The 11160-nt window shown below is 70.6% G+C and carries 11 protein-coding genes; 4 read left to right on the top strand and 7 right to left on the bottom strand.

The window, feature by feature from the left end:
- Positions 1 to 932 (bottom strand): glycosyltransferase family 4 protein (locus HMPREF0058_RS06835; protein WP_006549023.1); only part of this gene is annotated, 932 nt, incomplete at its 3' end.
- 36 nt (positions 933 to 968) lie between these two features.
- Between HMPREF0058_RS06835 and wecB the strand changes: the two genes are divergently transcribed.
- Complete coding sequence (wecB, locus tag HMPREF0058_RS06830; RefSeq protein WP_006549022.1) at positions 969 to 2051, top strand: non-hydrolyzing UDP-N-acetylglucosamine 2-epimerase; 1083 nt, start codon at positions 969 to 971, stop codon at positions 2049 to 2051.
- Positions 2052 to 2072: 21 nt separating this feature from the next.
- On the opposite strand, the gene HMPREF0058_RS06825 is transcribed toward wecB, so the two are convergent.
- The 5 genes from HMPREF0058_RS06825 to HMPREF0058_RS06805 form a co-directional block, all read right to left on the bottom strand.
- Positions 2073 to 3368 (bottom strand): glycosyltransferase, encoded by a 1296-nt coding sequence (locus HMPREF0058_RS06825; RefSeq protein WP_006549021.1) that lies wholly within the window; start codon positions 3366 to 3368, stop codon positions 2073 to 2075.
- Positions 3365 to 4672, bottom strand: a complete 1308-nt coding sequence (locus HMPREF0058_RS06820) for a lipopolysaccharide biosynthesis protein (protein ID WP_006549020.1) — start codon at positions 4670 to 4672, stop codon at positions 3365 to 3367. The genes HMPREF0058_RS06825 and HMPREF0058_RS06820 overlap by 4 nt, the downstream gene beginning before the upstream one ends.
- 98 nt (positions 4673 to 4770) lie before the next feature.
- Complete coding sequence (locus tag HMPREF0058_RS06815) at positions 4771 to 5763, bottom strand: Gfo/Idh/MocA family protein (protein ID WP_006549019.1); 993 nt, start codon at positions 5761 to 5763, stop codon at positions 4771 to 4773.
- Between the two features lie 2 nt (positions 5764 to 5765).
- Positions 5766 to 6905 carry a DegT/DnrJ/EryC1/StrS family aminotransferase gene (locus HMPREF0058_RS06810; protein ID WP_006549018.1) on the bottom strand — a complete coding sequence of 380 codons (1140 nt, stop codon included), beginning with the start codon at positions 6903 to 6905 and terminating at the stop codon, positions 5766 to 5768.
- On the bottom strand, positions 6905 to 7528 hold the full coding sequence (locus HMPREF0058_RS06805; protein WP_006549017.1) for an acyltransferase: 624 nt from the start codon (positions 7526 to 7528) through the stop codon (positions 6905 to 6907). Before HMPREF0058_RS06805 ends, HMPREF0058_RS06810 begins: the two co-directional genes overlap by 1 nt.
- A 109-nt stretch (positions 7529 to 7637) precedes the next feature.
- Here HMPREF0058_RS06805 and HMPREF0058_RS06800 point away from each other — a divergent pair, with 109 nt between their 5' ends.
- Complete coding sequence (locus tag HMPREF0058_RS06800; RefSeq protein ID WP_006549016.1) at positions 7638 to 8354, top strand: glycosyltransferase family 2 protein; 717 nt, start codon at positions 7638 to 7640, stop codon at positions 8352 to 8354.
- Between the two features lie 12 nt (positions 8355 to 8366).
- On the top strand, positions 8367 to 8750 hold the full coding sequence (locus HMPREF0058_RS06795) for a DUF2304 domain-containing protein (protein WP_006549015.1): 384 nt from the start codon (positions 8367 to 8369) through the stop codon (positions 8748 to 8750).
- Here the strand turns inward: HMPREF0058_RS06795 and HMPREF0058_RS06790 are convergent.
- Positions 8686 to 9552 carry a glycosyltransferase family 2 protein gene (locus tag HMPREF0058_RS06790; RefSeq protein WP_006549014.1) on the bottom strand — a complete coding sequence of 289 codons (867 nt, stop codon included), beginning with the start codon at positions 9550 to 9552 and terminating at the stop codon, positions 8686 to 8688. The genes HMPREF0058_RS06795 and HMPREF0058_RS06790 overlap by 65 nt on opposite strands.
- Before the next feature lie 153 nt (positions 9553 to 9705).
- Between HMPREF0058_RS06790 and HMPREF0058_RS06785 the strand changes: the two genes are divergently transcribed.
- Positions 9706 to 10998 carry an LCP family protein gene (locus tag HMPREF0058_RS06785; protein ID WP_231550257.1) on the top strand — a complete coding sequence of 431 codons (1293 nt, stop codon included), beginning with the start codon at positions 9706 to 9708 and terminating at the stop codon, positions 10996 to 10998.
- The last annotated feature ends 162 nt before the right edge of the window (positions 10999 to 11160 follow it).

Below are 11160 nucleotides of genomic sequence, written 5' to 3'. Positions count from 1 at the left end.
ACGTACTCGGTCTGGCCTCCTGCGTCGGAGACGACGACAGGACGCCCGGCCACGATCGACTCCGCAGCGGAGACGAAGAAGTTGTCGCCGCGGGTGGGGCCGAGGAAGAGGTCGGCTCGCGCCAGCTCCTCACGCACGCCTGCGGCGTCGAGGTTGCCGGTCAACCGCACCTGCTCGGCGATCCCGAGCTCGCTGGCACGGCGGGTGACCTGCTCACGCATCGGCCCCTCCCCCACGAAGGTGAGGGTCGCCTGCTCACCGCGCGAGATCAGCTCGGCGACGATCTCCAGGCACGCCAGCGGGTCCTTGCGCTCGACCAGGCCACCGACCGTCACCAGGCGGATGACGCCGTCGTCGCTGCGCTCCTCCCAGCGCCGGGGAGCCGCCTCGCCGTCGGGGTCCACGATGCAGGGCACGACGAGGGTGGGGGCCTCGGCTCGGAAGTGATGGATCGGCTCGGCCAGGTACTCGCACACGGCCGTCACGACGTCGGGGCGCCGCAGCGCCTGGCCGATGACGAGGCATCCGGCCCGCAACGGCGCCGAGAGCGTGCCGGGGTTGGTCAGCCCCGACCAGTGCTCGGTGTGGACCCACGGCGTGGTCAGCCGGCCCGCCAGGTCAGCGGCGGACAGCGGCAGCAGGGAGCTCATCGCCATCGAGTGCAGGACGTCTGTTCCCTTGAGCAGCGACGGCAGGCGTCTGGCCGCGCCAGCCACGGACAGTGGGCTGGCGGGCGCCATAGGCAGGCGCAGGACCGGGATACCGTTCATGACCAAGTGGCGCGTGCCGTCGTCCTGGTGGGGCGGGACGAGGTGGACAATGCGCAGGTGCGCGCCGGCGTCACGGATGGCAGTGCAGTCACGCAGCACGAAGCTGCCGGAGGAGGGGGCGACGACGGTAGGCAACCACGTGGTGACGACGGTGACGCGCATGGTGCGAGTCTAGAGGCCACCGGTAGGCTTCCCCCTATGCGCGTGATGTCGATCGTCGGTGCCCGCCCCCAGTTCGTCAAGCTGGCTCCCGTGGACGCGGCCTTCCGGGCCGCAGGGACTGAGCACATCATCGTCCATACCGGGCAGCACTACGACCCGATGCTCTCCGACGTCTTCTTCTCCGACCTGGGCATCTCCTCCCCTGACGTCCACCTGGGAGTGGGCTCGGGTTCCCACGGGGTCCAGACCGGAGCGATGCTTGCCGCGATGGACTCGGTGCTCGCCGAGCACCGTCCCGACTGGATGCTGGTCTACGGGGACACGAACTCGACGCTTGCGGGAGCCCTCGCCGCGGTCAAGCTCCATGTCCCGGTCGCCCACCTGGAGGCGGGGCTGCGTTCCTTCAACCGGGCGATGCCTGAGGAGATCAACCGGGTGCTCACGGACCACGCGGCGGACCTGCTGCTGGCCCCCACCCAGGTCGCGGCCTCTCACCTGGCGCAAGAGGGCCTGGCCGGGCGTACCGTCGTGGTCGGTGACGTCATGACCGACGTGCTGCTCCAGGTCCGCGACGAGGTCGCCGGCTCTCCCTCACCGGTCATGGAGGAGCTGGGGGTGGAGGACGGCGGGTACTGCCTGGCCACGATCCACCGTGCGGAGAACACCGACGACCCTGAGCGCCTGCGCGCGGTGCTGGACTCCCTGGCCGCGGTGGACCACCCGGTCGTGCTGCTGGCTCACCCCCGCCTGGTCGCCAAGTGCGCCCAGCACGGCATCGACCTCACCGACCGCGGGTCGCTGCGGGTCCATCCGCCGCTGGCCTACCCCGCTCTCATCGCCTCAGCGGTTCACGCCCGCGGTATCGTCACCGACTCCGGCGGCCTGCAGAAGGAGGCGTTCCTGCTGCGGGTGCCGTGCACGACGGTGCGCCCGCAGACGGAGTGGGTCGAGACCGTCGAGCTGGGCTGGAACGTGCTGGTCGAGCCCGGCTCCGCCCTGCTCGAGGCGGTCTCCCGCCCGCGCCCGGCCGAGCCGGGTGCCCAGGTGGCTCACCCTTACGGGGACGGGCACGCGGCCCGTGCGGTGGCTGAGGTCCTCAGCGCCCGCTGCCCCGCCTGAGCCGGGCCGCCCTGCAGGGGGTCACCGAGACTGCCACAGGGCTGCGAGCCCGGCGACGAAGTCCTCGTACTGGCGGCGTGCATCACTCATGCGCGCCCAGGTGTCTCGGGCCTGCTGGCTCATCTGGGCGTACGTGTCCTCTCCCATGTCCATGACGGACTCGATCGCGTCGGCAACCTGCGCAGTCGTGACCTCGACCGGAAGCAGGCGGCCGTTGACGCCGTCGTGCACGATCTCCCCGGTGCCGCCGGCGGCGGTGGCGACCACCGGCAGGCCGGTGGCCTGCGCCTCCATGACGGAGACGGGCACGCCCTCGCCGTCCGAGCAGTTGAGGAAGCAGGAGAAGTCCTGCGTCGCGTACAGCTGCCTGACCTGGGCGTTGGTGAGGTGCCCGGTGAAGGTGATGTCAGCGCCCGGGGCCTGGGTGCGGGCACGCTCGCGCATGGCCTCCAGGCGCTCGGTACTGAACTCGCCGACATGCGTCCAGCGCACCTTCCGACCTCGGCGGTGCAGCTCGGTGACGGCATCGAGGATGAGACCCACCCGCTTGTAGGGGGCCATGTGGGAGCAGGAGACCAGGCTGAAGGGCTCGCTGGGGCGGCGCTGGCGGTAGGTGGCCTGCGGGACCCCGAGGCGCCGGACCTCGATCTTGTCCGAAGCCTGCGGGAAGCGCCGGCGCAGGAAGCCGGCGGCGTAGTCGGAGATGGGGTAGACCTTGTCGACCGCCTCCATGACGAAGCGCCGCGAGGGGACGTAGCCGCGCGGGGCGTCAGCCTCGTCGACGTCGTAGGCGTGGGCGCGCGAGACGACCCGCACGTCTCGCCCCGCCAGCTCGCGTCGGCGCAGCATCCCGCCCAGGGCCGCTCCGGTGAAGAACCAGTAGGAGTAGATCGTGATCCGGCCGGCTCCCTCCAGCCCCAGGGCCGGCAGGAGACGGCGCAGGCGTGCGCGCGCGCTCAGGGCGATGGCGGCGAAGCGCACGTCCATCCCGAAGCGTCCGAAGGAGCGCCACGGCGGGGTCTCGACCATCCGTTCACGGCCCAGGAGGATCTGGCCGGCACGCCCCAGCGCCTGCCAGCGCCAGTCCGGGAAGCGGGAGGCGGACAGCAGGGTGCACCGGGCGTTGGCCGGCAGGGTCCGTGTCTGGCGGGCACCTTCAGACAGACGCACCGGCACGACGACGACCTCGTCAAAGGCTGCGGCAAGCGTCTCGATCTCCTGCTCGAGGAACTCCTCCCCTACCTCGTAGGGGTAAAAGTCGGTCAGCAGCAGGAGGGTCGAGGGCCCCTGGGGGGCGCTGGGGGAGGTCGGGCTCATTCCTGCTCCTTCGTCGTGCCGGTCGTGGTGGTCTCGTCCTGGGGTGGCGCGCCGTCTGACTCACGGGGTCCGTTAGCGTCAAAGCGCCGGGCGGCGTAGTCGGCCATGAGGGTCATGCCGACCAGCAGCACGGCCATCCCGACGCCCAGGACGTAGGCGGTGGGCAGCAGGTCCAGCGGGGACCAGGCGAGCCATGCCAGGGGGGCGGCGGCGTAGACGAGGGAGAAGCCGAGCATCCAGTCCTGGTGACCGGTGACCACGAACAGGTTGGAGACCGGAGAGGTGATGAGCAGCATGAACAGCCAGGGAGTCAGTGCCCTGGCGAATCCTCCGGCACTGTCCCACTGCCCGCCGAAGAAGAAGGGGAAGATCCACGGAGCCAGGGCGTAGATCGCGCCGAAGGGGATGACGCCGATGACCAGGGCCCGCTTGATCAGGCCCCGCACGGCCGGACGCATCTGGCCTGGCTCGATGACGGAGAGCTTCTGGAAGAACACGCGTGAGACGGCCCCGTTGATAAGGATGAGCGGCGCGTCGAGCACACGCCACGCCAGCTGGAACTGGCCGAGGTCAGCCACCGAGTAGCCAGCGATGAGCAGCTGGATCCCCGACAGCCGGATGGCGTCCACCAGGGCGTTGGGGGCGTTGAGCAGCGGCATGCGCCGGTAGCGGCTGGCGACCTCGCGCAGGCTCGGCGCGTCCTGGGGCAGCCGACGGCGCAGGGCGGGGGCCTGGCGCCCCAGGTTGCAGAAGGCGTAGAACTGGCCGAGGGTGTGACCGATGACGAGGCCTGGGAGCCCTCCCAGGCCGGCGACCCCGAGGAGGAGCTGGCCACCAGTGAGACCGATCTGCTGCTCGGCCTGGTTGACGGCGATCACCCGGTAGTCGGAGTGCCGGTTGAACCAGTACTTGGCCAGCTCGATGCCCGCCATGAGCAGGGTGGTCAGCCCGACCATCGGCATCCAGGTAGCGACCTCCTGCCCCCAGTGCCGTGCCACCACCGCACGCAGGGGGAAGGCGGCGACCGTGGCGGTGACGGAGACGGCAACGATGCACCACAGGGCCAGACGGGCCACCGCCAGCGCCTCGGTGTCCCTGCGCGGCAGCATGACCGCCATGTCGTAACGCAGGGCGGCGACCGCCATCACGATCCCTGCCACGGAGGTGTAGGTGGCCAGCATCCCCATGTCGTGCGGGCTGTAGACACGCGCCAGCACCATGGTCATGAGGAAGGAGACCGCCTGGGCCACGGCCGTACCGGTCACGAGGGTGAGCACGTGACGCAGGAAGGGCGAGGAGGCCATGACGGAGGCCGTCCACGTGCGCGCTCGCGCCACGAGGCCGGCGGCGACCGGCGTGGCCGCCTCGTCCTCGTGGCGCGTGGGGGCATCCTGCTCGGCGGTCAGAGCGTGACCGTCCGGTTCTCGGCCGCGGAGGTCAGCACGGCGTCGATGACGTCAAGCGTGGCCACGCCCTCAGCCATCGTGACGATGCCGGAGGCGTCCCCGCGCACGGCGTCGCGGAAGTGCTCCTGCTCCAGGGCCAGGGGCTCGCGCTTGGGGATGGCGTAGCGGATGACGTCGCCCTCACTCACGCCGCGGAAGTTCGCGATCTGGTCCCAGGTGGACTCGACCGTGCCGTTGGCGTAGAAGGTCAGGTCCCCGGTCAGCGTGTCCGCGACGAAGGCGCCCTTCTCACCCGTGACGATCGTGACGCGCTCCTTGAAGGGCGTGAGCCAGTTGACCGTGTGGGAGACGATGACGCCGTTAGCGAGCCGTCCGGTGGCTACCACCATGTCCTCGTTCTCACGCCCGGAGCGGTAAGCCACCTGGGCCGAGACGCTCTCGTAGGGGGCACCAGCCACCCAGGCGGTGAGGTCGATGTCATGGGTGGCCAGGTCCTTGACCACGCCGACGTCGCTGATGCGCGCCGGGAAGGGACCCTGGCGGCGGGTCAGGACCTGGTAGACCTGCCCCAGCTCACCGGCGTCCAAACGCTCACGCAGCGCCCGCAACGCCGGGTTGCACCGCTCGACGTAGCCGACGGCACCCACCAGGCCCGCCTTGTCAAAGGCCTCCGCCACCCGGCGGCCCGAGGCCGCGGTGGCAGCGATGGGCTTCTCCACCATCGTGTGGACGCCGGCCTCAGCCAGGGCCAGGGCCACGTCCTCGTGATAGATCGTGGGAACGGCGACCATGGCGGCGTCCAGGCCCGCATCAATGAGCGCGGCCACGTCCGGCAGCACAGGCAGCTCGCCGGCCACGCCGAACTTGTCACCGGCCGGGTCCGCGACGGCGACCAGGTCCATGCCTGGCGTAGCGCGGATGACGCGGGCGTGGTGGCGCCCCATCGAGCCCAGGCCGATGAGGCCGACGCGCAGGTTCTTCTCGCTCATGCTCAGGCACCTGCCTTCACTGCAGCGCTGACAGCCTCGACGATCCGCTCCAGGTCAGCCTCACTGAGGGAGGGGTGGACCGGCAGGGACAGGCACTCACGCGCCGCCTTCTCGGTGCCGGGCAGCTCCAGGCCCTGAGCGAAGGGCGCCAGCGAGGACAGGCGGTGGTTGGGGATCGGGTAGTAGACGCCGGAGCCCACCTGCCACTCGTCCTTGAGGAAGGACTGGATGCGGCTGCGCTCCTCTCCGCTGGCTCCCTCGAAGCGGACCGTGTACTGGTGGTAGACGTGGGTGTAGCCCTCAGGCACGAACGGGGTGACCACCCCGGTCACGCCAGCCAGACCCTCGTTGAGGGCGGCGGCGTTGGCCTGACGCTGTACGGTCCAGCCGGCCAGCTTGCCCAGCTGGACGCGGCCGACCGAGGCGTTGACGTCCGTCATGCGGTTGTTGAAGCCCACCAGCTCGTTGGCGTACTGCTTCTCCATGCCCTGGTTGCGCAGCAGGCGCACCTTGCGGGCCAGCTCAGCGTCCGCAGTCGTCACCATGCCGCCCTCCAGGGCGGTCATGTTCTTGGTGGGGTAGAAGGAGAAGGAGCCCCACTGACCGAAGGTGCCCACGGGCGCGCCGTCGATCGCGGCGGCGTGGGCCTGGGCGCAGTCCTCCCACACAGCCAGCCCGTGACGCCCGGCGATCTCCAGGATCGCGGGCATGTTGGCAGGCAGGCCGTAGAGGTGGACGACCTCGATGGCCACGGTCTTGTCCGTGATCGCAGCCTCCACGCTGGCCGGGTCCAGGGTGAAGGTGGCCGGGTCGATATCGGCGAAGACGGGGCGGGCGCCAGCCGCGGCCACGGAGTTGCCGGTGGCGGCGAAGGTGAAGGAGGGGACGATGACCTCGGCCTCAGGGTCCACCGGGCGGCCGGAGTCGCTCAGGGACGCCAGCGTGGCCAGGTGCTGGGCGGAGGTGCCAGAGTTGACGGCCACCGCGTGGGCACCGGCCACGACCTGGGCGGAGAACTCCTCCTCGAAGGCAGCCACCTGCGGGCCCTGGACCACCATGCCGGAGGCGAGGACCGCGTCAACGGCCGCACGCTCCTCCTGCCCGAGGATCGGCTTGGCGGCGGGGATGAATTCGCGTGACATCAGCGGGTCACCTCTCGGATCGTGTCATTGGACTGGTCGAACACAGTACCTGTCACCGGGCAGCGCCACCTCGTGGCACCGGCGAGATAGCCTTCCTCGCCCTCGCTCACGGCCACCAGGGGCTCGCCCGCGCGCCCGACCCAGCCGATGCGCCGAGCCGGCACACCCGCCACGAGCGCGTGCGCGGGAACGTCCTTGGTGACCACGGCGCCGGCGGCCACCGTGGCCCAGGCACCGATCCGCACCGGCGCCACGCACACCGCCCGGGCGCCGACCGAGGCGCCTTCCTCGATGGCGACTCCCACCGGCTCCCAGTCCGAGGCGGACTTGAGCGAGCCGTCCGGGTTGACCGCGCGCGGGAAGTGGTCATTGGTGAGCACCACGGCCGGACCGATGAACACCCCGTCCCCCAGCCTCGCGGGCTCGTAGACCAGGGCGTAGTTCTGGACCTTGCAGCGCTGGCCCATGACCACGCCCTCACCGATGTAGGCCCCGCGCCCCACCACGCACTGGCTGCCGAGGACCGCGTGCTCACGAACCTGTGCCAGGTGCCAGATGCTCGAGCCCTCGCCGATCACCGCGTCCGGGGACACGTCGGCGGAGTCTTGAACCCGTACGGTCATCGCTCTCCTCGTGTGGTCATGGCACCGGCTCCGCGTGCTGACCCGGGAGCGTCCCAGGTGTGAGCCAGCTCAGGCCTATCCTACGGCCCGCGCGTGCGAGAATGCCGAGGTGACTCAGACGAGAAGCTCAGACCGGCCTGCCCCGGCGTGGCACGACCTGGCCGAGACCACCTGGCTCGTCGTCCCGCTGTACAACGAGGCCCAGGTCGTGCGCGAGGTCATCACGCAGGCACGCCAGACCTTCCCCTACGTCGTGGTCGTCGACGACGGCTCCAAGGACGACTCCGTCTCCCAGGCCGAGGCCGCCGGCGCCGTCGTCATCCGCCACCCCATCAACCTGGGGCAGGGAGCCGCGCTGCAGACCGGGATCGACTACGTGCTCACCCGCACGAGCGCGCGCTACCTGGTCACCTTCGACGCCGACGGTCAGCACTCCCCCGTCGACGCCGCTGCCATGGTCACCCGCGCCCAGGCCGAGGACCTTGGCTTCGTGCTCGGCTCCCGGTTCCTTGGGGGGCCCGCCCAGGTGGGCTGGCTCAAGCGCCTGGTGCTGCGCACCGCGGCCCGCGTGGCCTCCCGCACCTCCGGTATGCGCCTGTCTGACGCCCACAACGGGCTGCGGGTGCTGCGCCGTGACGCCGCCGGGATGCTCGACCTGACCCAGAACCGGATGGCTCACGCCTCCCAGATCGTGCGTCAGCTGGGGGACACCGGCCTGCCCTGGAGCGAGCACGCCGTCCACATTGCCTATACCGAGTACTCCAAGGCCAAGGGCCAGTCCCTGTGGAACTCGGTCAACATCCTCGTCGACCTGCTCTTCAGCTGATCAAGGACCACCATGAGCTCCCAGTTCCTCATCCAGACCCTGCTCATCATCGCCGTGGCGGCTCTGGGCTGGATGATGCTGCGCTCGCCCGGAGGCGCGCGCCACCAAGCCGCTCGACGTCTGACGACGCTGCTGTTCGTGCTCTTCGCCGTCGTCGCCATCACGGTGCCCGGGCTCGTCACGCGCGTGGCTCACGTGCTCGGCGTCGGGCGCGGGACGGACCTGCTGCTCTACGCCCTCGTCATCGCCTTCCTGGCCCAGGTTCTGTCCTCCTTCCGGCGTAACGCGGCCCGCGAGCGCCAGATCACCCAGCTCGCCCGCCGCATCGCCCTCAGCGAGGCGCCCGAGCCGCCCGCCGCACCTCAGCCTCCTCGTGAAGGCGCAGACCAGCGCTGACGGCCCAGCGCAGCGGCGCCTGCCAGGGCGCGTCGTAGACGCCGTCGAGGTAGTGGCGCGCCGAGGCGTGGTGGGCGCGGATCATCCGCTCCGGCCGCGCCTTCCAGCTGGCTCCCTGCTCGTGGACGACGACGGCGGAGGGCACCTGCACATTGCGCCAGCCCGCCTGGCTCACCCGGGCCCCCAGGTCCACGTCCTCGAAGAACATGAAGTAGGTCTCGTCGAAGCCGCCGAGCCTGAGCCACACCGCGCGAGGCAGCAGGAGGCAGGCCCCGGAGAGCCATCCCACCTCCCGCAGCCGGTCTGACCCGGCCTGGTCGTGGTAGGCGGCAGAAAAGGGGTTGGAGGGCCACACCCGGGTCAGCAGGGCGTGACCAGTGCCCTTGACCAGGGTGGGAAGAGCCCGGCCGGAGGGGTAGACGCTGCCGTCACTGCCCAGCAGACGCGGCCCCAGGCACCCCGCGGTGGGATCGGCCAGCGAGGCGTCGATGAGGGCGTCAAGGCTTCCGGGGCGCCACACGATGTCCGGGTTGGCCACCACCACCCAGTCCTCGGTGAGCCCGGACGCCGCCAGGTTGGCCCCGCGGCCGTAGCCGAGATTCGTCCCGTCCCCCACCACGTGGGCCCCGTGCCGGGCCGCAGCCGCGCGGACACGCTCGTGCTCGGTGCCGTTATCCGCAATGACGATGCTCACGTCACGGCTCGTGGACGCGGGCACGGAGTCGAGGAAGCGCTCGAGCTCGTTGCCGGGGTTGTAGGCGACGGTCACGATCCTGACGGTTTCAGGGCTGGAGGAGGTCACGCCAGGAGACTAGCCGACCCGACCACCCGCCGCCGTGGGCCAGATCAGCAGGACCGTCAATGAGGCTCACGCCACGGCCCGCCCGTGAAGATCCTCCTCAAGGAGGACGGGATCACAGCCGAAAACACAGAGCCTTTCCCTATGATCGTGTTCGTGTCTTCACGACCTAGGCCTCACGCGCGCCACTCTGTCAAGGACCTGAGCCGCCACGGCGGACGCACCGCCATGGTGAGCGTCCTCGCCGTTGTGCTCTTTGCCGCCTCCTTCGTGGCGATTGCCTACCACGACCTGCAGAGCCAGGTCACGCGGGTCGACGTGGCCGGCATGGTCGGCACCGCCCGGCCCACGCGCACGGACGCGGAGAAGGTGCCGGACGACTACGCAGGAGTCGCCGTCAACATCCTGGTCCTGGGCTCTGACACCCGCGCCGGTGACAACAACGTCGATGACTCCGCCGGCAGCGACGAGGTCGCCGGGGCCCGCTCGGACACCGCGATGATCATGCACGTGTCCGCCGACCGCTCGCGGATCGAGGTCGTCTCCATCCCACGCGACACGCTGCTGGCGATCCCCTCGTGCACCCGCGCCGACGGGACCACGACCTACGCCCAGTCCAACGCCATGTTTAACTCCGCTTTCTCCAACGGGGCCGGAGAGGGCACCACCGCCGAGGACATCGCCGCCGGCGCCGCCTGCACCCTCAAGACGGTCGAGCAGCTCACCGGCATCCACATCGACGAGTTCGTCGTCGTCGACTTCGCCGGGCTGCAGCGGATGGTGGACGCCCTGGGCGGCGTGACCGTCTACGTCAGTGACGACATCAGCGACGCCGAGCACACCGGCCTCGTGCTCGACGCCGGCTGCTACCACTTCGACGGCGCCACGGCCCTGCAGTACGCGCGTGCACGCTACGGCGCCGGCGACGGCTCGGACCTCAGCCGCATCGAGCGCCAGCAGAACCTCATGGGCGCCATGCTGCGCGCGGCCCAGTCCAAGAGCCTGCTGTCCAACGCCGACGACCTGTACTCCTTCGCCCGCTCGGCGCTATCCACCCTGACCACCTCCCCGCGCATCGGCAGCCTGACGACCCTGGCGGGCCTAGCCCAGTCGCTGCAGGCCATCGGGATGGAGAACGTCAGCTTCATCACGATGCCCAACGCCCTGGTCGGCGCCCGCGTGGTCCCCACCTACGAGGCAGACAGCGTGTGGGACGCCCTGATCAACGACGTCCCCGTCGGCTCCGAGAACGTCTCGCTCCAGGGAACCGGCGCCACGCCGTCGGCCGACGAGCCGGGGACCGAGGCTGAGGCGACCACCCAGGACCAGGCCGCTGGCGCCCAGGGCGCGCAGGATCCCCAGCAGTCCACTGACACGACGACGACCGGCGAAGCCGCCTCCGAGGTGAGCCAGGACCCGGCCGCCCAGTGCTACGCCTCCGGCTCATGACCTGGTTCCTGCACGTCGATTGCCCTGACCCCCAGCTCAGCGAGGCCCTCCACCTGTGACTCCGACCGACTCCGGCGACCTGCCCCCGTCCTTCGCCCCCGGCTCCGGCGAGCCGCGCCGGTCTCGCCCGCGCCAGGACGATCACGCACAGCCCGCCCCGCG

The sequence above is a fragment of the Actinomyces urogenitalis DSM 15434 genome (genome assembly GCF_000159035.1).
Taxonomy (GTDB): Bacteria; Actinomycetota; Actinomycetes; order Actinomycetales; family Actinomycetaceae; genus Actinomyces; species Actinomyces urogenitalis.
The sequence above is the reverse complement of the archived record's forward strand: the minus strand, read 5'-3'. Positions and strand labels throughout refer to the sequence as shown.